Here is a 23,866-nt window from a genome sequence, read left to right as displayed (position 1 = left end):
GCCGAACGGCGCCCCCCGTCCCCGCGTACCGATTTCGCCTCCGGCACGGTGCCGGGCGCGGCCTGGCTCGAGCGAAATCGTTCTGAGTGTGCGCACGGGCTGGTCATGAGGCATGCGCGCGACTGCTCGTCTGTCCTTCACCGTGACGTGTCCGGACCACCGGTGCACTGCCGCGCGCGGAACCGCGGTGTGCGGCGGACCCTTCTCGTGCCGGATCACCCAACCGGTACGGGTCCCGGCCGATGCCCGGGTGTGAGGGTGTTCTGTCCCGCTTCCATCCCGAAGCCGTCGCCAAGGTCGGCTCGGCTGCGGGGCGCATTCACCCGTGCTTTCTTTGCCGTCCCCAAAATTCTCCCCAAAGGTGTTGCCGGTATGCATGGAAACCGCTCACGCACGGTTCGGCAGGAGTCCTTCGAACTGACCGCCGCTCAACAAGGCGTTTGGTACGGCCAGTTGGTCGACCCGGACAGCCCCAAATACAACATCGGCGAGTGCTTCGACATCCACGGCATGCTCGACGAGGAGTTATTCGGCGGCGCCGTAAGTCGCGCTGCGGCGCTGTGTGACAGCCTCAACGTCGAGTTCGTCGTCGAGGACGTGGAAGTCCGCCAGCGCATCGCCCGCCACCCGGTGGCGGAAGCGGGCCGGCTCCGCGTGGTCGATCTGTCCGAGACCGCCGATCCGCTGGCCGAGGCCGAGCGCTACATGGCCGACGACATGGCCACGGTGGACCGCATCGACGCCCCGCGCCACCACTTCGCGCTGTTACGCCTGGGCCCCCGGCGGCACTACTGGTACGTCCGCTACCACCACATCGCTGTCGACGGTCTCGGCGGTGCGGAGTTCGCCCGCACGGTGGCCGACCTCTACTCGCGTGCCGTGCGCGGTGAGAACCTCACCGAGGTCGAGCTGCCGTCCGCACCCCTGCACGCGCTCCTGGCGGACGAGGCGGCCTACCGGGACTCCGACCGGTACACCACCGACCGTGCCTACTGGACCGGCAAGTTCGGCGACCTGGCCACCGGCCGTGCCGGTACGGCAGACCCGGGGGATGGACGGGCCGCGCGCGGCGGGACGCTGATGCGCCGCCGCGCCGACGTGCCCGCCCCGGTCAAGGCCGACGTACGCCTGCACAGTGGCGAGACCTTACCCGTCACCGTCCTCGAAGACCTCCGCCGGCTCGCGGCGGGCCACCGCACCAGCTGGACCGCCGTACTCGTCAGCGCCGTCGCCGCCTACGTCGGCCGGGTCACGGGATCACGGGACGTCACCATCGGCCTCGCCTCCAACGGCCGCCACGGCGGACTGCGCCACATCATCGGTATGACGTCCAACATCCTCCCGCTGCGCCTGACCGTCACCCCGGATCTCACGGTCGGCGACCTTGTACGCACGGTGGCCGCCGAGATGCGGGACGCGCTGCGCCACCGCCGCTTCTCGCGCGAACAGCTCGCCCGTGAACTGAACATGACCGACAGCGCGGCGCGCCTAACCGATGTCGTCGTCAACATCATGGGCTACGCCTACGACCTCGACTTCGGCGGCTGCCCCGCCTCCTCGCGCCTGTTGTCCATCGGCCCGGTCGACGACGTGTCCCTCTTCGTCTCCGAACGGTCCGAGGGCACAGGCCCGTTGATCGGCTTCGACACCAACCCGGCTCTCTACCATCCCGAGGACGTCCGACTGCACCAGGACGCCGTCGTCTCCTACCTGTCGGCTCTCGCCGCGGCGGACGCGAACACCCCGCTGCGCGACCTGCCCCTCGTCGACGAGGCCACCGCCACCACGATGCTCACGCAGGGGCGCGGCGACGATCTGCCGGCGAACGTTGCGGCACGGAACCTGTCGGAAGCGTTCGAAGCCCAGGCGCGCCGGGCCCCCGATGCCCCGGCCGTCGTCGACGGCGCCGTCACCCTCACCTATCGGGAGCTGGCCCGCACGGCGCACGACCTCGCCGGGGCCCTGGCCGGCTGGGGAGTGGGTGTCGAGGACGGCGTCGGAGTGCTCGTGGGCCGCACGCCGGCCGTGGTCGCCGCGACGCTCGGCGCGGTCGGCGCCGGCGCGGCATACGTCCCGCTGGACGCCACGTGGCCGGCCGAACGACTGGACGACGTCACTCAGGTCGCCGGTTTGAGCGCCCTGGTGGTCGACGAGGCCACCGCCGACCACCCCTGGGTGCGGCAGCAGTCCGCCGCCCTGCCGGTCGTTGTCGTCGACGACCTCGGCGTCGTCGTGCGCGGCGCCCCCATGAGCCAGGGCATCCTGCCCTCAGCGACCCGCGGTGACCAGCTCGCGTACGTGATGTTCACCTCCGGCTCCACCGGTCTGCCCAAGGGCGTCGGCATCACACACGCCGACGTCCTCGCCCTGGCGGCCGACACCGCCTGGACGGACGGCGTGTCGGATGCTGTGCTGCTCCATTCCGCCTACGTCTTCGACGCCTCCACCTTCGAGATCTGGGTCCCCCTCCTGAACGGCGGGAGAGTCGTCGTCGCGCCCGGCGGCGTCCTCGAAGCGAGCGGGCCCAAGGACATGGTGACCCGGCACGGGGTGACCGCGGCGTTCCTGACCACGGCTCTGTTCAACGTGATCGCCGAGGCGTGCCCCTCGGCGTTCACGGGACTCCGCCTGGTCGCCGCGGGAGGTGAGGCGGCCTCCGCCGAGCTCATGCAGCGGGTGGCCGCCGCCGCGCCGGGCACCCGCGTCCTGCACGTGTACGGCCCCACCGAGACCACGACCTTCGCCACCCGCCACCCGGTCGCTCCCGACACGACGGGTGTGCCGCCCATCGGCCGTGCCCTCGACGGGATGCGCCTGTACGTGCTCGACGACACGCTCGCGATGGTTCCGCCCGGTGTCGTGGGGGAGTTGTACGTGAGCGGTCTCGGCGTCGCCCGCGGCTACCAGGGCCGGCCCGCGCTGACCGCCACCCGGTTCGTCGCCGACCCCTACGACGCGCACGGGCGCCGGATGTACCGCACCGGCGACCTCGTACGCTGGACGGCGCACGGCGACATCGAGTACGTCGGCCGCGCCGACGGACAGGTCAAGCTGCGCGGGTACCGCATCGAGCCCGCCGAGATCGAGAACATCCTGCTCGCAGACCCGGACGTGCGTGCCGCCCGCGTTCTGGTCCGCGAGGACGTGCCCGGCGACCGGCGGCTCGTCGCCTATGTCGTACCGGGCCCCGGCTGCCGTCCGGACGACAGCGCCCTGGCCCGCCGCGTGGGACGCGCGCTGCCCTCCTACATGGTGCCCTCCGTCTTCGTCCTCCTGGACGCGCTGCCCCTGAACGCCAACGGCAAGGTGGACCGGAACGCCCTCCCCGTCCCCAGGGTGACCGCGTCCGCGGGCCGCGCCCCGCGGACGGCCCACGAGGAGGTGCTGGCCGGCCTGTTCGCCGACGTTCTGGGCGTACCGGCCGTCGGGGTGGACGACAACTTCTTCTCCCTGGGCGGCCATTCGCTGCTCGCGGCCCGCCTCGCCGGCCGGGTGCGGACGGCTCTGGGCGCGGAGGTCGAGCTGCGGACCCTCTTCGAGCACCCCACGGTCGCCCAGTTGGCCGTCGCCCTCGACACCGGCGCGGCCGCCCGCCCCGCCCTCGTGCCGCAGCCGCGGCCCGAAGTGGTCCCGCTGTCCTTCGCACAGCAGCGCCTGTGGTTCCTCAACCGCGTCGAGGGGCCCAATGACACCTACAACGTGCCCCTCGTCCTGGAGCTCGACGGCCTGCTCGACACGGACGCCCTGTGCGGCGCGCTGGCCGACGTGATCGCCCGGCACGAAAGCCTGCGCACCGTCTTCGCCGAACGGGATGGCGTCCCCCACCAGCAGATCCTCGACGTGAGCGCGGCCGCCAGGCTCGCCCCACTGACCATCGAGCTGCCGGCCGCCGGACAGGCCGCCGACACCTGGGTGGAGGAGACGGTGCGCCGCCTGACCGCCGCGCCCTTCGACCTCGACGGCGATGTCCCCGTCCGCGCCCACCTGCTCCGGCCGTCCGCCGACCGGCACATCCTGGTCCTCGTCCTGCACCACGTCGTCGCCGACGGCTGGTCCCTCGCCCCGCTCAGCCGCGATCTCGGCGCCGCCTACCGGGCCAGGAGTGCGGGCACGGGCACGCCCGACCAGCCCGCGCTGACGGTGCAGTACGCCGACTACGCGTTATGGCAGCGCGCGCTGCTGGGCGACATCGACGACCCCGAAAGCCTGGCCGCCCGGCAGCTCGCCTTCTGGCGCGAAGCACTGCGAGGGGCCCCGAACCTGCTCGAACTGCCCCTCGACCGGCTGCGGCCCGCTGTGCCGAGCCACCGGGGAGACGCCGTCCCGTTCGAACTGCCCGCAGCCGCGCACAGCGCCCTCGTCCGGCTCGCTCGTGACACCGGCTGCACCCCGTTCATGGTGCTCCAGGCCGCTCTCGCCGTCACCCTGCACGCCCATGGCGCCGGTACGGACATCCCGCTGGGCACCGCGGTGGCCGGGCGCACCGACGAGGCGCTCCACGATCTGGTCGGATTCTTCGTGAACACCGTCGTCCTGCGCACCGACCTGTCCGGCGCACCCACCTTTCGCGCGCTGCTCGACCGGGTGAAGCAGTTCGACATCGCCGCCCTCAGTCGCAGTGACATCCCCTTCGAACGGCTCGTGGAGGAGATCAACCCCGAGCGGTCCGGCGACCACCACCCGCTGTTCCAGACCATGCTGGTCCTCCAGAACCAGGAACGGGTGGCCCTCGACCTGCCCGGCGTGCGCGTCCAGGACCGGTCCCGCCACACCGGCATCAGCAAGTTCGACCTGACGTTCTCGCTCGTCGAGACCGTAGAGACCGTAGAGCCCGTAGAAGCAGTCGAGACCGCAGGACCCGGCGAGCGCGGGCCGGCCGGCTCCCCGGCCGGCATCGGCGGATACCTGGAGTACGCCACCGACCTCTTCGACGCCGCCACGGCCCGCGCCCTGTGCGAGCGCTTCGCCCGCATCCTCACCCAGGCCGTGACCGACCCCGACCGGCCGGTCGGTGACCTCGACCCGCTCGCCCCCGGCGAGCGGCACCGCCTCTTCGCCCAGGGGCGCGGAACGGAGCGCCCCGTGCCGGCCCGGACCGTACCCGAAGCGGTCCGGGAGTGGGCCGAGCGCTCCCCGCTCGCGGTCGCGGTGCGCGACGCCCACACGAGCCTCACGTACGCCGAACTCGACGCCCGCGCCGATGCCGTCGCCCAGTTGGTGCGCGAGAGAGGCGCGGGGCGCGAGGACCAGGTGGCGCTCGCCATGCCCGCGTCCGTGGACTGTGTCGTCGCCATGCTGGGTGTTCTGCGGGCCGGCGCCGCCTATCTGCCGATCGACCCGGAGTACCCCGCCGCCCGCATCCGGCACATGCTGGAAGACGCCCGGCCCGCCCTGCTCCTCACGACGACGGAGCTCCTCGAAGGACTGCCGGCCGGTGACCGGCCGTGGCTCGCCCTCGACGCCCCGGGCAACTCCGCCGTCCGCCCAGGCATGCTCCCGCCGGACGTACCGCACCCGTCGGACCCCGCGTACGTCATCTACACCTCCGGGTCAACCGGCCGCCCCAAGGGGGTGGTCGTGCCCCACGTGGCCGTGGCCAACCACATGGAATGGATGGCTCGACACCTGGCGCTCACCCCGGACGACCGCGTCCTGGCCCGCACCTCCACCAGCTTCGACGCCTCCGGGTGGGAACTGTGGCTGCCGCTCACGAACGGCGCCGAGGTCTGCGTGCTGCCGCACGACGCCAACCGGGATCCCAGGGCCCTCGTCTCCTGGATGAGCCAATTCCGGGTCACCATCGCCCAGTTCGTGCCCTCGCACCTGAGCCTCGTCCTCGCCGAGGCGGCACACGCCGCGCCGCTGCCCGGCCTGCGCGCCGTGCTGTGCGGTGGCGAACCCCTGCCCCGCGCGATCGCCGACCACGTCGCCGGGGTGTGGGGGGCCGAGGTGCACAACCTCTACGGCCCCACCGAAGCGACCATCGACGCGACCGCCCACCGGGCGGACGGCGGGCCGGGGGACGAAGCCCGCACTTCGGCGGTCTCCGGCGCGTCCGACACCGTGCCGATCGGCCGCCCCGTCGACACCATGCGGGCCTACGTCCTCGACGACAGCCTGCGACCCGTACCGCCCGGCGTCACGGGCGAGCTCTACCTGTCCGGTCCCAACCTCGCCCGGGGCTATCTGCGCCGCCCGGGGCTGACCGCCGCCCGCTTCGTCGCCGACCCGTTCGGCGCCGCCGGTGCCCGCATGTACCGCACGGGCGACCTCGTGCGGTGGAACCGGCAGGGCCTGCTCGACTACGTGGCTCGCGGCGACGACCAGGTCAAGCTGCGGGGGTTCCGCATCGAGCTCGGTGAGATCGAGGCCGCGCTCCTGGCGCACCCCGGTGTCACGGCCGCCCGCGCCCTGATCCGCGAGGACGTACCCGGGCTGCGCCGTCTCGTCGCCTACGTCGTCACCGGTGACCCGGGCCTGCGCCCCTCCGACCTGATCGACGACCTGTCCCGGACGCTCCCGCACTACATGGTGCCCGGCGCCGTCGTCCTCCTGGACGACCTGCCGCTCCTGCCCAACGGGAAGGTCGACCGGCGTGCCCTGCCGGAACCCGAGCCGGACACCGAGCTCACCACGAGGCCCGCACAGCGCGACCTCCGGGAGGACCTGCTGGCCGGGATCCTCGCCGACGTGCTGGGCCGCTCCGCCGTCGGACCGCACGACAACTTCTTCGACCTCGGCGGGCACTCGCTCCTGGCCATGCGCGTCGTCAGCCGGGTCCGCACCGTCCTGGGCGCAGAGACGCAGGTGCGGGACCTGTTCGAGCATCCGACCGCGGCCGGCCTGGCCCGCGCCCTCGACGCGCCGGGCCGGGCCCGTCCGGCCGTCGTGCCCGCGACGGAGCGGCCCGACCCGATGCCGCTGTCTCCCGCGCAGCAACGGCTGTGGTTCCTCAACCGGTTCGAAGGGCCCAGCTCCACCTACAACATCCCGCTGGTCCTCCAACTCGCGGGCCCGCTGGACACCGATGCCCTGCGCGCCGCACTGGGTGACGTCGTGGCGCGGCACGAGACGCTGCGCACCGTCTTCCCCGAACGTGACGGCGTCCCCTGCCAGCACGTCCTCGCCGCCGGCGACGCCACTCCCGGCCTGCCCGTGGTGAGCATCGCGCCCACGGACCTGGAGGCCGCCGTTCTGGCCGCCGTACGGGAGCCGTTCGACGTCGTCACGGACCTGCCGCTGCGCGCGCTGCTCCTGCGCAGCGCACCCGACCGCCACGTCCTGGTGCTCGTCCTGCACCACATCGCGGGCGACGGCTGGTCCCTGGCCCCGCTCGCCCGTCACCTCGGCGACGCCTACCGGGCCCGGCTCGACGGCCGCGCACCCGAGCCCGTCACCGCCGCCGCGCTCCAGTACGCCGACTACACCCTGTGGCAGCACGCCGCCCTCGGGGACGGCATCGAGGAGCACAGCGTCCTGCGGCGGCAACTCGACCACTGGCGCGCCGCCCTGGCCGGTCTGCCCGGCCTGATCGACCTGCCGCTGGACCGGCCGCGCCCGGCCACCACCGACCCGCGGGGCGCCGTTCACACCTTCGAGGTGCCCCCTGCCCTGCACGACGGGCTCGTCCGGCTGGCGAGGGAGTCGGGCAGCAGCCTGTTCATGGTCCTCCAGGCGGCGATCGCCACCCTGCTGCACCGGCATGGCGCGGGCGACGACATCCCGCTCGGCTCGCCCGTCGCCGGGCGCACGGACGAGGCTCTGGAGGACATGGTCGGATTCTTCGTCAACACGCTCGTGCTGCGCACCGACCTCTCCGGCGCCCCGACCTTCCGTGAACTCCTGGAGCGGGTAAGGGAGTTCGACCTGGCGGCCTACGCGAACCAGGACGTACCGTTCGAGCGACTGGTCGAGAGCGTCAACCCGGTCCGCGCCCGCAACCACCACCCCCTGTTCCAGACGATGATCGTCCTGCAGAACCAGGAGACCGCCCGCCCCGACTTCCCGGGCGTCGCCGTCGAGGACCGCCTCGTCCACAACGGCCTGAGCAAGTTCGACCTGACCTTCGCGTTCACCGAGGAGCCGGACGTCGGCGGCCTGGCCGCCGGGATCGAGTACGCCACCGCCCTGTTCGACCGGGCCACGGCGGAGACCTTCGCGGCCCGTCTGGTGCGTCTGCTGGAGCAGGCCGTCGCCGCCCCCGGCCGGCCGCTGGCGGCCTACGACCTGATGTCCCGGGAGGAGCACGCCCGTATCGCGCACTGGGGAGCCGGCCGCGCGCTGCCCGCGGACACCGCGGACGACACCCTGCCCGCGCGCTTCGCGGCCCAGGTACGCCGCACCCCCGATGCCGTGGCCGTCACCGACGGCACCACCGCCCTCAGCTATGCCGAACTCGACCGGATCTCCGCCGAGTTGGCCTGCGCGATGACCGGCCACGGCGTCGGCCCCGAGTCAGGTGTCGGCGTACTGCTCTCACGGTCACCCGGTGTCGTGGCGGTGTCCCTCGGCGCCGTCCGGGCGGCCGGCGCATACGTGCCGCTGGACGCACGCTGGCCCGAGGAACGGCTCGACCAGGTCGCCGGAACCGCGGACGTGCGCGTCCTCGTCGTCGACCAGGACGCGCTCACCTCCCCGTGGGTGACCGCGGCGGCCCGCCGCCTGCCCGTCATCGTCGTCGACCGGGCTGGCCGCGTCCTGCGGGGCGCGCCCGGCCACCTGGGCCGCCTCCCGGCCGCCGTGCCGCGTCCGGAGAGCCTCGCCTACGTGATGTTCACGTCCGGCTCGACCGGTGTGCCCAAGGGTGTCGGTGTCACCCACGCCGACGTGATCGCGCTCGCGGCCGATTCCGCCTGGCAGGGCGGCGCCGCCGACGCGGTCCTGATGCACTCGGCCTATGTCTTCGACGCCTCCACCTTCGAGATGTGGGCCCCCCTGCTCAACGGCGGCCGGGTCGTCGTCGCGCCGGACGGCGTGCTGGAGGCCAGGGTCCTCGACGACGCCGTCCACACGCACGGGGTGACCGCGGTCTTCCTGACCACCGCCCTGTTCAACGTCATCGCCGAGACCGACCCGGGTGCCTTCGCCGGTCTGCGGCTCGTGTGCGCCGGCGGCGAACTGGCGTCCCCCGACGCCATGCAGCGTGTCGCGGGCCTCGCACCCGGCCCGCGCGTCCTGCACGTGTACGGCCCCACCGAGACGACGACCTTCGCCACCCGCCACCATGTCGAGGCAGATCTGCCGCCCGGGCCGCCGCCCATCGGGCGCGCTCTGGACGGCATGCGCCTGTACGTACTCGACAGCTCCCTCGGGCCGGTCCCGCCAGGGGTGGTGGGCGAGCTGTACCTCGCGGGGCGCGGCGTGGCACGCGGCTACACCGGGCTTCCGTCCCTGACCGCCACGCGCTTCGTGGCCGACCCGTTCGACGGGGCCGGCGGCCGCATGTACCGCACCGGCGACCTCGTGCGGTGGACCCGCGACGGGCGGATCGAGTACGTCGCGCGCGCCGACGGGCAGGTGAAGCTGCGCGGCTACCGCATCGAACTCGGTGAGATCGAGGGTGTGCTGGCCTGCCAGGAAGGCGTCGCCGACGCGTTCGCCGTCATCCGCGAGGAAACCTCCGGCGACCGGCGCCTCGTCGCGTACGTGGTGCCCGCCGCCGACGCCCGCCCCGACCCCGGCGAGCTGGCGAAGGCGGTCGGCCGGTCCCTGCCCGCCTACATGGTGCCTTCGGCGTTCGTCCTGCTCGACGCGCTCCCGCTGACCGTCAACGGCAAGGTGGACCGGCGCGCCCTGCCCGAGCCCGAACATCATGTGTCGGCCCCCGGGCGCGCCGCCCGCACCGCTCGCGAGGAGATCCTGTGCGGACTCTTCGCCGACATCCTGGGTCTCACCGGGACGGGCGTCGACGACGACTTCTTCGCCCTGGGCGGCCACTCCCTGCTGGCGACCCGCCTGACCGCCCGCATCCGGACCGTGCTCGGGGTGGAACTCCAGGTCAAGGCCCTCTTCGAGCACCCCACCCCGGCCGCGCTCGCCGCCGTGCTGGACGACGCCGAAGTGGCCAGGACGCCACTGGAGCGCATCGTGGACCGGCCCGATCCGCTGCCGTTGTCCTTCGCTCAGCGGCGCCTGTGGTTCCTCAACCGTTTCGAGGGGCCCAGCGCCACCTACAACGTGCCGCTCGTGCTGCGCCTGAACGGTCCGCTGGAGCGCGGGGCGTTGGAGCGCGCCCTCGAAGACGTCGTCGGACGGCACGAGAGCCTGCGCACTGTCTTCCCCGACACCGACGGGGTGCCGCGCCAGGTGGTCCGCGACGCCGGTGACGCCGACCTCGACCTGACGCCCCGCGACACCGACCCGGCCCGACTCGACGCGGTGCTGGCCGCCGAGGTGGCCCACGCCTTCGACGTCGCCACCGACCTTCCCGTACGGGCCCGGCTGCTGCGGCTGGGGGACCGGGATCACGTCCTGGTCCTGCTCGTCCACCACATCGCGGGCGACGGCTGGTCCCTGTCCCCGCTCGCCCGCGACCTGGCCGAGGCCTACCGTGCCCGCGCCGGGGGCGGCGAACCCGCCTGGACGGAACTCGGCGTCCAGTACGCCGACTACACCCTGTGGCAGCGTGCGCTGCTCGGCGACGAGGACGACCCGTCCAGCCCGGCCGCCCGGCAGTTGGAGTTCTGGCGCACCGCGCTGGCCGGGGCGCCCGACCTGCTCGAACTGCCCTGCGACCGGCCGCGTCCTCCGGTCACGGAGCACCGCGGTGACGCCTTCACCTTCCACGTGGACGCGGAGATCCACCGGGCCCTCACCGACCTCGCCCGGACCCGCGGAGCCAGCCTCTTCATGGTGCTCCAAGGAGCCCTCTCGGTGCTGCTTTCCCGGCACGGCGCCGGTGAGGACATCCCCCTTGGCACCGCGGTGGCCGGGCGCACGGATGAGGCCCTGGACGATCTGGTGGGCTTCTTCGTCAACACCCTCGTGGTGCGGACCGACCTGAGCGGCGATCCGACCTTCGGCGAAGTGATCGACCGGGTGCGGGAGTTCGACCTGGCCGCCTACGCCCACCAGGACGTTCCGTTCGAGCGGCTGGTGGACGCCCTCAGCCCGGATCGGGTCCAGAACCGCCACCCCCTGTTCCAGACCATGCTGGTGCTGCAGAACCAGTCCAGCGCCACGGTGGACCTGCCCGGCCTCGCGGTGACAGAGCAGCCCGTCCACACCGGCATCAGCAAGTTCGACCTCACCTTCACCTTCTCCGAGACGCGCGACGACGCAGGTCGGCCCGCCGGCCTCGAAGGCGTCCTGGAGTTCTCCACCGAACTCTTCGCCCCCTCCACCGCGCACGCCTTCGCCGCCAGGCTGACCCGCCTGCTGAGCACCCTCGCCGCCGATCCGTCCCGGCGCGTCCACACCGTCGACGTCCTGGACCCCGCCGAACTGCGGCGCCTGGAACGAGCCGCGCACGGCCCGGTCACCACCGTCGCGGCGCGCACGGCGCCCGAGGCGTTCCGCGCGCAGTGCGAGCGGACGCCCGGGGCGGTCGCCGTACGCGACGGCGGCAGCGACCTCACCTTCGGTGAACTCGACGCGCTCTCCGACCGATTGGCGCACCACCTGCGGGACCGGGGGGTCGGGCGGGGCGACCTGGTGGCCCTCGCCCTGGAAGGCACCGCCGACCACGTCGTGGCGATGCTGGCGGTGACCAAGGCCGGCGCCGCGTATCTGCCCGTCGATCTGGACTACCCCCAGGCGCGCGTCGCGTACATCTTCGACGACGCACGCCCGGTCCTGCTCCTCACCCACAGCGGTGCCCGACCCGAGAAGCACGGTCTCTCCGTGCCCTGCCTGGCACTCGACGACCGGGCCGCCTGGTCGAGCGATCCCGCGGAGCCCTGGGCGCCACCGCACCCCGGCGACGCCGCATACGTCATCTACACCTCGGGGTCCACCGGCCGCCCCAAGGGCGTCGTCGTCACCCACGCCTCACTGGTCAACCACATGGCGTGGATGGCCGGCCACCTCGGCCTGACCGGTGACGACCGGGTGCTCGCCCGCACCTCGCCGAGCTTCGACGCCTCAGTCTGGGAGACCTGGCTGCCGCTCCTGCACGGCGGGTCGACCTGCCCCGTGCCGCCGGCCCTCAACCACGATCCCGCCGCGCTGCTGGACCGCGTGCGCACCACGGGCGCGACGATCGCGCAGTTCGTACCCTCCCACCTCTCGCTCATCCTCACCGAGACCGCCCGCGACCCGGCCCCCCTCGCCCTGCGGGCCGTCCTGTGCGGCGGCGAACCCCTGCCGCCGTCCCTGGTCCAACGGGTCCGGAGCGCCTGGGACGTCGAGGTCCACAACCTGTACGGCCCCACCGAGACCACCATCGACGCCACCGCCCACCATCACAGGGACGTGGGGACACCGCCTGCGGTGGGGGAGGGCAGCGTGCCGCTGGGCCGCCCCGTGGACAACACGCGCGCCCATGTCCTGGACGCCGCTCTGCGACCGGTGCCGCCGGGCGTCACCGGCGAGCTGTACATCGCGGGTGACGGCCTGGCCCGCGGCTACCTGCGCCGCCCCGGACTGACCGCCGCCCGGTTCGTCGCCGATCCCTACGGTCCCCCTGGCAGCCGCATGTACCGCACGGGCGACCTCGTACGGCGGGACGCCGAGGGCCTGCTCACCTTCGTCTCCCGCGCCGACGACCAGGTCAAGCTGAACGGCTTCCGCATCGAGCTGGGTGAGATCGAGACCGCCCTGTCCGGCCTCGACGGCATCGCCGCCGCCTGCGTACTCGTGCGTGAGGACCGGCCCGGCGAACGCCGCCTGGTCGCCTACACCGTGGCCGACGGCGGTCCGGATACGACCCCCTGCGACGCCGAACTGCGCGCCCGGCTCGGCTCCTCCCTGCCCCCGCACATGGTCCCCGCCCTCTTCGTCGCCCTCGACTCCCTGCCGCTTCTGCCCAACGGCAAGGCCGACCGGCGGGCGCTGCCCGCACCCGAGCGGCCCCGGGCAACGCGGCACGGAGGGGAGCCCCGCACCGCGCAAGAACGCGTCCTGTGCGAGGTGTTCGCCTCCGTGCTCCACACCTCCGCCGTCCGCACCGACGACGACTTCTTCGCCCTCGGCGGCGACAGCATCCTGTCGATCCAGCTCGTCAGCAGGGTGCGCGAGGCCGGCCTCGGCATCACCCCGCGAGACGTCTTCGTCCACCGCACACCCGAAGCCATCGCCGCCGTCGCCGAGGCGCTCGGCGGGCACGTCACGAGTCCCGTCGAGGACGGCGTCGGCACGATGCCGCCGACCCCCATCGCCGCCTGGTTCCTGGAGCGGACCGGAGCCACCGACGGCTACAACCAGTCCGGGGTCCTCCGCACCCCCGCCGGCGCGGACGAGGACAGCCTCGCCGCCGCCCTCCAACACGTCCTCGACCACCACGACATGCTCCGCCTGCGCACCGGACACACGACCGACGGCGACGTCATCCTCGAAGCCCTGCCGCCCGGCAGCGTCACGGCACGACGCCGCCTCACCCGTATCGACGTCTCCGGTCTTGACGCCGACGCCGTCCGCGCCGCCCTCACCGAGGCGGGCGAGGGAGCCCGCGAGCGACTCCGGCCGGGGGAGGGGAACGTGTTCGAAGCCGTCTGGGCCGACGCCGGGCCGCACACGCGCGGCCGGCTGCTGCTCGTCGTGCACCACCTCGCCGTCGACGCGGTGTCCTGGCGCATCCTCGCCTCGGACCTGGCCCTCGCCTGGCAGATCGTCACCGGAGCGAGCCCCGACGGCGAGCGGCCCACGGCAGCGGCACTGCCCGCCGTCACCACCCCCTACCGGCACTGGGCGCGGCTCCTGGCCACCCATGCGCACAGCCCCGCACGCGAGGCGGAACTCGCCCTGTGGGAGACGGTGACGAACACCCCCGACCCGCCCCTGGGACGGCGGCCGCTCGACCCGGGCCTCGACACCGCCGACCGCACCAGCACCCTCGTCACCCACCTGCCCACCGACGCCACGAAGTCCCTGCTCACCAGGGTCCCCGCCGCCTTCCACGCAGGGGTGGACGACGTCCTGCTCACGGGCCTGGCGCTCGCCGTACGGTCCTGGCGCGCGGAACAGGAGCCGGGCGACGGCACCGAGCAGACCCCCAGCGGCGTCCTGCTCCACCTGGAGAGCCACGGCCGCGAACAGATCACCGACGACGTCGATCTGTCCCGCACGGTGGGCTGGTTCACCAGCCTCTACCCGGTCCTCCTCGACCCCGGGCCTCTCGATCCCCGCAGCCCGGCCCGCTTCGACGCCGCTCTGGTCGAGCGCGCCCTCAAACGCGTCAAGGAACAGTTGCGGGGCGTCCCCGATCACGGCGTCGGCTTCGGCATGCTGCGCCACTGCAACCCCGCCACCCGCTCCCGCCTGGCCGCCGCACCCGAGCCCCAGATCGGCTTCAACTACCTCGGCCGCTACACCGCCCCCGGCAAGGCGGGCGACGGTACGGGCGCGGACGCCGACTGGGAGGTGCTGCTCGACGGCGGCGGGCCGCGCAGCCAGGACCCGGACATGCCCGTCCACCACGTGATCGACATCAACGCGCACACCGAGGACCGGCCGGACGGACCGCACCTGGTGACCCGCTGGACGTGGCCCGGCGACCTCCTCAAGGAGGAGGACGTCGAAGCGCTCTCCGAGGCCTTCACCCGGGCCCTGCACGCGATCGCCGAACACGCGGGGCGGCCTGACGCGGGCGGCTACACACCGTCCGACCTTCCCCTGGTCTCCCTCGACCAGGCCCAGATCGACCGACTTCAGAACAAGTGGGGTGGACGCAAGTGACCGGGTTCCAACTGGAGGACGTACTGCCGCTGACGCCGTTGCAGGCGGGCATGCTCTTCCACGCGTTGTACGACTCCGACGCGGTCGACGTCTACACCGCACAGTTCGTCTTCGACCTCGAAGGACCCGTCAGCGTCACCGCGCTGCGGGCCGCCGTCGCCGGCCTGCTGCGGCGCCACGCCAACCTGCGGGTCGGGTTCCTCCACGAGGACCTGGACCAACCCGTGCAGGCTGTCGCCGCCGAGGTGCCGGCGCCGCTGGAGGAGCTCGACCTGACCGCCGCGGACGCCACGGGCACCGCGCAGGAACGTCTCGCCGCGTTCCTCGCCGCCGACCGGACCCGCCGCTTCGACCTCACCACCCCGCCGCTGCTGCGCTTCACCCTGGTGCGCACAGCTCCTCGGCGCTCCCGACTGGTGATGACGAGCCACCACATCCTCCTCGACGGCTGGTCGATGCCCCTGCTCGTCCGCGAACTGTTCGAGCTGTACGCCGCCCACGGCGACGACAGCGCCCTGCCGCGCGTCGCCCCCTACCGCACCTATCTCGCCTGGCTGGCCGGCCAGGACCGCCCGGCCGCCCTGGACGCCTGGCGCGCCGCGCTGGCCGGGATCGAGGCGCCGACCCTGCTCGCCGGACGTACGGGCGCAGACGCCCCGGGCTCCGGCGACCTCCCCCGCACCATCGTCCTCGACCTGGACCCGGCCACCACGAGCCGCCTGCGCGAGACGGCCCGCGCCCATCGGCTGACCCTCAACACCCTTGTCCAGGGCGCCTGGGGGCTGCTTCTCGGACACCTCACCGGCCGCCCCGACGTGCTGTTCGGCACCACCGTCTCCGGGCGCCCGCCGGAGATCCCCGGCATCGAGACGATGGTCGGGCTGTTCATCAACACCGTGCCCGTCCGGTTACGCCCCGAGCCCGGCGAGACCCTGGCCGCGCTCCTGAGCCGCCTCCAGGAGGAACAGGGTCGGCTGCTCGACAGCCAGCACCTGGGCCTCACCGAGATACGCGGGACCACCGGCCTGGACGAACTCTTCGACACGCTCGCCGTGTTCGAGAACTACCCGATGGACGCCCAGGCGCTGCGCACCGCGCAACAGGCCCTGCCCGACCTCGCCGTCACCGGGTTCAGCGGCACCGACGCGGCCCACTACCCCCTCACCCTCACCATCGCTCCCGGCGACGCCCTGCGCATCACCTTCGGCTACCGCGAGGCCGCACTCGACCGCGACGAAGTGGCCCGCATCGCCGCCCGCATGCGCCGCCTCCTGACGACCATGGCGGACGGACTCGAGCGCCGCGCCGACACCGTCCCCCTCCTCCTGGACGGCGAGCGGGACGAACTCCTGCGCCAGGGTCGCGGCGCCCCGCTCCGCCAGGACCCGACCGCCATGAGCGTCCCCGACGCCGTCGCCCGGCACGCCGCCCGCCACCCGCACGCGATCGCGGTGTCCGGCGCGGGCGAACAGCTCACCTACCGCCAGCTCCTCGACGCCTGCGACGAGACGGCGCGGGCACTCACCGGGCTCGGCGTCCGCGCCGAGGACGGCGTCGGCATCCTCACCGGACGCTCCACGGCCCAGGTCACCGCCTCCCTGGCCGCCTTGCGCGCAGGTGGCGCCTATGTGCCCCTCGACCCGCGGTGGCCCGCCGAGCGCCTCGCCCGCGTCGCCGAGGTCGCCTCCCTGCGCGCCCTGGTGGTCGACGCCTCCACCCGCACGCACCCCTGGGTGCGCGCGCTCGGCCCCGACATCGCCGTCCTCACCGTCGACGCCGCCGGCCGCGCCGAAGAAGGGTGCCCGCCCGCCCCCGGCCCCCTTCCCGCCGTGCCCGGCGGCGACCGGCTGGCGTACGTGATGTTCACCTCCGGCTCCACCGGCCTGCCCAAGGGCGTCGGCGTCACCCACGCCGACATCACGGCCCTCGCCCACGACCGCACCTGGGCAAACGGAGTGGCCGACGCGGTCCTGCTGCACTCCGCGTACGTCTTCGACGCCTCCACGTTCGAGTTATGGGCCCCGCTCCTGACGGGCGGGCGCGTCGTGGTGGCCCCCGAGGGCAGCCTCCAGCCCGCCGTCCTGCGCGACCTGGTCACCCGGCATGGCGTGACCGCGGCCTTCCTGACGACCGCCCTGTTCAACGTCATCGCCGAGGCCGACCCCGGAGCCCTGGGCCTGCTGCGCCTGGTGGCCTCGGGCGGGGAAGCCGCCGCGCCCGGCGTCCACCAACGCCTCGCCGCAGCGCACCCCGGCACCGTCTTCCTCAACGCCTACGGGCCCACCGAGACCACCACCTTCGCCACCCTGCAGCACATACGCGCCGACGACGCCCCCGGACAGGCCCCCGCCATCGGGCGGCCCCTCGACGGCATGCGCGCCTACGTCCTGGACCGCGCGCTGCGCCCCGTGCCGGCCGGGGCCGAGGGCGAGCTGTACATCGCGGGCCCCGGCGTCGCCCGCGGCTACCTCGGACGCCCGGACCTCACCGCCACCCGGTTCGTCGCCGACCCGTTCGCCACCACCGGCGAGCGGATGTACCGCACCGGCGACCTCGTGCGCCGGGACGCCGACGGCGTCCTGCACTACGTGGCCCGGGCCGACCAGCAGATCAAACTCCGCGGCCACCGCATCGAACCCGGCGAGATCGAGATGGTGCTCTGCGCGGAGCCGTCCGTACGGTCCGCCTGTGTCCTGGTCCGCGAGGATCTGCCCGGCGACCGCACCCTGACCGCGTACGTCGTTCCCGCCCCCGGCCACCTGCCGGACCCGGGGCGGCTGCGCGCACACATCGGCCGCCACCTCCCCGCCTACATGGTGCCGACCGCCTTCCACACCCTCGACGAGTTCCCGCTGACCCTCAACGGCAAGATCGACCGGGCGGCCCTGCCCGTGCCCGCCGTCCCGGCCGGTACGCCGGGCCGGGCACCGGGCACCGCCCGCGAGGAGATCCTCGCCGGGCTCTTCGCGGAAGTCCTCGGGCTGCCCAGCGTCGGCGTCGACGACGACTTCTTCGCCCTCGGCGGCCACTCCCTGCTCGCCACCCGACTCGTCGGGCGCCTGCGCGGCGCCCTGGACACCGAGACCGAGATCCGTACCGTCTTCGACCACCCCACCGTCGCAAGCCTTGCCCGCGCCCTGGAACGGGGGAAGCGCCCCGCCCGCCCCGCCCTCGTACCCCAGGCACGCACCGGTGCGCTCCCGCTGTCCTACGCCCAGCACCGCCTGTGGTTCCTCCACCGGCTCGAAGGCCCCTCCGCCACGTACAACATCCCCTTCGCGGTACGCCTCGACGGGCCGCTCGACACCCAAGCCCTGCGCCACGCCCTGCACGACGTCGTCGGCCGGCACGCGGCTCTGCGCACCGTCTTCCCCGAGGACGAGAACGGGCCGCGCCAGCACATCACCGCCCCGGACGACGTGAGCCTGCCGTTCACGGAGGAAACGATCGGCGCGTCACAACTCCCCGACCGGATCGGCGCGGCCGCGACCGAACCGATCGACATCGAACACTGCCTCCCGCTCCGGGCGACCCTGCTGCGCCTGGCCGAGGACGCGCACGTCCTGGTCCTGGTGATCCATCACATCGCCGCCGACGGGACGTCCCTTGCACCCCTGGGCCGGGACCTCGCCACCGCCTACCGTGCCCGCGCCGAGGCCCGTACCGCCCCGTCCTGGCCCGAACTCCCCGTCGACTACGCCGACTACACCCTCTGGCAGCGCGACCTGCTCGGGGACGAGCACGACCCCGAGAGCCTGGTGTCCCGTCAACTCGACCACTGGGAAACGGCGTTGCGGGGACTGCCGGAGATGATCGACCTGCCGTGGGACCGCCCGCGTCCCGCGGCGCCCAGCCACGCGGGCGCCACCCATGACTTCGGCCTCGACCCGGCCACCGCCCAAGGGATCAGGGATGTCGCCCGCACCAGCGGATGCAGCGTCTTCATGGTGCTCCAGGCAGCCCTCGCGGTCGTCCTGTCCCGGCACGGCGCGGGCGAGGACATCCCGCTGGGCACGGCCGTGGCCGGACGCACCGACGCGGCGACCTCCGACCTCGTCGGCTTCTTCGTCAACACTCTCGTGCTGCGCACCGACCTCAGCGGCGATCCCACCTTCCGAGAGCTCCTGGACCGGGTCAAGGAGGTCAACCTCTCCGCCCACGCCCACCAGGACGTCCCCTTCGAACGCCTTGTGGAACTCCTCAACCCCGCCCGCTCGCAGAACCACCACCCGCTCTTCCAGACCATGCTCGTCCTCCAGAACCACACCCACGCCGCCCCCCTCGATCTGCCCGGCCTCACGGTGGGCGCCGTGCCGACCCGGTCCGCGGTGAGCAAGTTCGACCTCTCCTTCACCTTCACCGAGACACCCGGCGACGGCGGAGGGACCGACGCCGCAGGCACGGGCGGCATGCCGGCGGCCGTCGACTACGCCACGGAACTCTTCGACGCCGCCACCATCCGCGACCTCGCCGACCGGTTCACCCTGCTCCTGAAGGCCATCACCACCGATCCCGACCGCCCCCTGCACACCTACGACATCCTCCTGCCCGGCGAGCGCGACCGCGTCGCCGCCTGGGGGAGCGGCCCCCTCGAGGACGTGCCCGCCGCCACCGTCCCGGCTCTCTTCGAACAGAGGGTCCGGGACACGCCGCACGCCCCCGCGGTCCGCGACGCGCACACCACGCTCACTTACGCGGAGCTCGACGCCCGCGCCGACGCCGTCGCCCGCCACCTCGCCGCGCTGGGCGTCGGCCCCGAGGACCGGGTGGCCATCGCGCTGCCCCGCACCCGCGAGCTCGTCGTGGCCCTCCTCGGCGTCCTCAAGGCCGGCGCCGCCTACGTACCCCTGGACCCGGACTACCCGGCCCAGCGACTGACGTACATGCTCGACGACGCCCGGCCGCGCCTCCTTCTGACCACACCCGAAGTCCACCGGCGCCTCCCGGAGTCGGCGGTGCCGCATCTGCACCTCACGGACCTCCCGAGCACCGCCCCGGCAGCCGGGGGCTCTCCCGCCCGGCCCGCAAGGGACCTGTGCCCCGAGCACCCCGCGTACGTCATCTACACCTCGGGTTCCACCGGCCGTCCCAAGGGCGTCGTGGTCACCCACCGCGGTGCGGGCGCCATGGCCAGGACCCAGATCGAACGGCTGCGTGTGACCCCCGCGTCCCGGGTGCTGCACATGGCGTCCGTCAGCTTCGACGCCGCGTTCTGGGAGCTGTGCATGGCACTGCTCTCCGGGGCCTGCCTGGAGATCGACGAACGCGACGCGCTGATGCCCGGCCCCGCCCTCGGCGCGCTGATCCAGGACCGGGGCGTCACCCACCTCACCCTGCCGCCCGCCGCCCTCGCGGTCATGCCGCCCGGCTCCCTGCCCGCGGGCACGACCCTGGTCCTCGCGGGCGAGGCCTGCTCACCCGCCCTCGTACGGGCCTGGGCGAAGGACCGCTTCCTCGTCAACGCCTACGGCCCCACGGAAACCACCGTCTGCGCCACCATGAGCGGCTTCCAGCACGCGGACGGCCCCCTCGCCCCGGACCGCACCGTGCCCATCGGAACCCCCGTCAACGGCACCCGCGTCCACGTCCTGGACGATCGGCTGGCCCCGGTGCCGCCCGGCGTCACCGGGGAACTGTACGTCTCCGGCGAGGGAGTGGCCCGCGGCTACCACGGTCGGCCCGGCCTGACCGCGTCCCGCTTCGTGGCCGACCCCTTCGACCGGGCGGGAGGCCGCATGTACCGCACCGGAGACCTGGTGCGGTACACGAACGACGGAGAACTCGTCTACGTCTCCCGCGCCGACGACCAGGTCAAGCTCCGCGGATTCCGCATCGAGCTCGGCGAGATCGAAGCCGCGCTGACCGCGCTGCCCGGAGTCGCCGCGGCCTGCGCGGTGGTCCGCGAGGACCGGCCGGGCGACCGGCGCCTGGTCGCCTACACCGTGCCCGCGGACGGCACGCGGGGCCCGGACCAGGCCGAGGTACGAGCGGGCCTGGCCCGCACGCTCCCCGACCATATGATCCCCGCCGCCTGCGTACGCCTCGAGGCCCTGCCCGTCACCCCCAACGGCAAAATCGACCGGCGTGCCCTGCCCGCACCCGACCGGGTCGGGCCCGCCGGGGGCCGCGCACCGCGCAACGCCCGCGAACGCCTCCTGTGCGAGGTGTTCGCGGAGACGCTCGGCATCCCCGAAGTCGGCGTCACCGACGACTTCTTCGCCCTCGGCGGACACTCGCTGCTCGCCGTGAGTCTGGCCCGGCGGATCGGCGAGCGATGCGGCCGACGCCTCTCCCTGCGCGCCCTGTTCTCCGCCCCCACCGTCGAGGGCGTGGACCGCCTCCTGGGACTCGCGCCGGGAGACGAGGGACAGGACGGCGACGGAGCATCCGACCTCGCCGCCGAGGTCCACCTGGCCCCGGACATCACCAGCTCCCGGCGCCGGGCGACCCCCGATCCGACTCCCGCCCGCCGCCCGTCACGACCTTCCCCCCGGCCCCTGCTCACCGGCGCCTCCGGGTTCCTCGGAGCCTTCCTCCTGCGCGACCTCATCGAGATCACCGACGGCCCGGTCGACTGCCTGGTGCGCGCCGAGGACGAGCAGCGGGCGGCGGAGCGCCTGCGGGCCAACCTGGAGCACTACCGTCTCTGGGACCCCCGCTACGCGGACCTGATCCGCCCCGTCCCCGGCGACCTCGCGGCCCCCGGCCTCGGCCTGGCGGCCGAGGACCGCACCGCGCTGGCCCGCCGCCTCGGGCCGATCGTGCACAACGGAGCACGGGTCAACTTCGCGGCCGGGTATGCCGAGTTGCGTGCCCCCAACGTGGCCGGCACCGAGGAACTGCTGCGCCTGCTCGCCGACTCCGCCTCGCCAGGGATGCACTACGTCTCGACCACCAGCGTCTACGCACCCGTGGACCGCCCCGCCCCCATAACGGAATCGACCCCGACAGGACCGGCCGACGCGCTGCCCGACGGATACGCGCAGAGCAAGTGGGTCGCGGAGGGGCTTGTCGAGACGGCCCGCGAACGCGGACTGCCGGTGACCATCCACCGGCCGGGCCGTATCAGTGGCGACACCGCCACCGGTGCCTGCCAGGACCGGGACCTGCTCTGGCAGATGATCAAGGGATGTCTCCAGGCAGGAATGGTGCCGGACCTGGAGTCCGGTTCCACGGACTGGGTGCCGGTGGACCACGTCAGCAAGGCGATAGCGGCCCTCTCCTCGACCGGCCCGACAGCTGCGGACACCTATCACCTAACCAACCCGGACGCCCCGACCCTGGCCCGGGTCTTCGAAACGGCCGCCGCCATGGGCCACGAGCTGCGCCCGGTGTCGGTGACACAGTGGCGGGACTGCGTCGCGGCCCAGGAGCACAACGCGGCGCAGCTGTTCCTTGGCGACGAGCCGGGGGCGCGGCGCGAGGCGACCGCGCACAGGAGCTTCGACTCGACCAGGACGGACAAGATCCTGGCCGACCTGGGCATCCACCGACCCGTGTTGACCGACGAGATCCTGATCCGCTACCTGACCTACTTCCACGAGACGGGCTTCCTGCCCGGCCCGGGGTCGGGGTCGGGCGAGGCGGCGAGCTCGCCGTTGAGCCGGCCGGTGCGCTGACCCCGGTCAAGCCGCAAGGAGGGGGCTAAGAAGGTCAGTACCCTTCAATTCCCGGTACTGCAATGGCGTTCGCTGTGACGGGTGGGCGGTGTCTGGTGGTGGGTGGCCGCGTCGTACTGGATCGTTGTGAACGACGTCCAGTGCGCCCGCCGCGACCACCAGCACCGCACCCGCCTCGCCCCCTCGCCCACCCGTGCAAGACCTGAACGAGTTCGTCGTTTCCCTCGACCGACTCGGGAGCCCGGAGCCCGCCAGGCATCCGGAACCGCCCGACGAGTGCACCGTCAGCAAATTCATTGCCGACTGGCCCGTGCCTGACACGTCATCAGCGTCGCGCTGGATGCGCAACTGGGCGAGAAAGGCACCGTCGAGAGCGAGGTGTTGTGTGAGCAGGACCGCCGCTGGTACGGCACGGCCAGCGCCACCAGCGCCTCCACTGGCCAGTCCGGCTGAGATGGCAAGCGCATCGGGTCGGGCCAATCGGGACGGGGTTCAGTTCGGTCCGAGACCTGGAAATCCGACCAGCAGGATCAGGATGTACGGCTGGAGTATTTGAGCGTGGGCGAAGGCGCTTCGTTCTGCCCGTCGCTCTGGTTACCGCCGTGGTAACTGTGGTTGGTGCGGGACTGCCCGTGGCTCGCGTCGCCGGCTGGAGCCGAGCAGCTACGTAACCGACGCGGCACGCTGAGGCGCCCAGTACTCCAGGCCCGCAGGTGACCTCGCCGCTCGGAGGAGTGTCTTATGACGTCCGGGTTCGTTAGTGATCACGAATTGTTACCACCTTGAAGGAGAGATTGGTGTCTCTGCGTCGAACGAGCGTTGCGCTGGCCGCAGCCATTGCGGTGTCAACGCTGGGGACCGCGATGGCGAGCGCTGCCCCGGCATCCCATGGTGGCCCGCCCTTCCCCTATGCGGACTGTCTCGCCGCCACCCAGAAGAAGGGGGAGGCCCGCGCCCATGCCCGTTGGCACTGTGACCAGTTGGTGAAGAAGGGCTGGGTCTCTCCGCCGAAACGGTGATGGTCCCCGGCGCGCTGAGTTCGGGCCGCTATGCCTAGACCAGCACACACCAATACCAGCCCCGCCCGGGCAGATCCGGGCGGGGTTTCTTCATGCCCGCAGAGTGGCTCACGAATGGCTACTGGACAGACCGTCATCAGAATGCCAAGGCGGAGAGGGATACCAGGAGCAGGTAGGTTGCAGCAACTGCCATTGAAGCAGCAGGGAGAAGTACGCCGCGCAAGTCGGCGGCCGGTCACGGGTGCCTGACGATGAAGAACTCTGGTGCGCCTTTTTCGCTTCATGGGGTGCCATGAAGATGGGTGCCGGATCGCTGTACTCGCGAACTGCCTCAGGCTCCGGGGGAGGAGCGTGGTTCAGGCGACGTGGCCGCTTCGCCGAATACCCGGTGCTCGG

General features: G+C 73.0%; 2 protein-coding genes. Both read left to right on the top strand.

Translation table 11 applies throughout. The features are described from left to right. The first annotated feature begins 372 nt into the window (after nt 1–372). Nucleotides 373–14,832, top strand: coding sequence for a non-ribosomal peptide synthetase (locus N4G70_RS12325; RefSeq protein WP_261712627.1), 14,460 nt, complete (start codon nt 373–375; stop codon nt 14,830–14,832). Continuing rightward, nucleotides 14,829–22,451 (top strand): non-ribosomal peptide synthetase, encoded by a 7,623-nt coding sequence (locus N4G70_RS12320; RefSeq protein ID WP_261712626.1) that lies wholly within the window; start codon nt 14,829–14,831, stop codon nt 22,449–22,451. The genes N4G70_RS12325 and N4G70_RS12320 overlap by 4 nt, the downstream gene beginning before the upstream one ends. Nucleotides 22,452–23,866 lie beyond the last annotated feature (1,415 nt).

Source organism: Streptomyces sp. ASQP_92 (assembly GCF_025399895.1).
Taxonomy (GTDB): Bacteria; Actinomycetota; Actinomycetes; order Streptomycetales; family Streptomycetaceae; genus Streptomyces.
The sequence above is the reverse complement of the archived record's forward strand: the minus strand, read 5'-3'. Positions and strand labels throughout refer to the sequence as shown.

Excerpts from the sequence above, each read along its gene's own strand:
- N4G70_RS12325 (WP_261712627.1), top strand. The coding sequence starts at position 373 with ATGCATGGAAACCGCTCACGCACGGTTCGGCAGGAGTCCTTCGAACTG.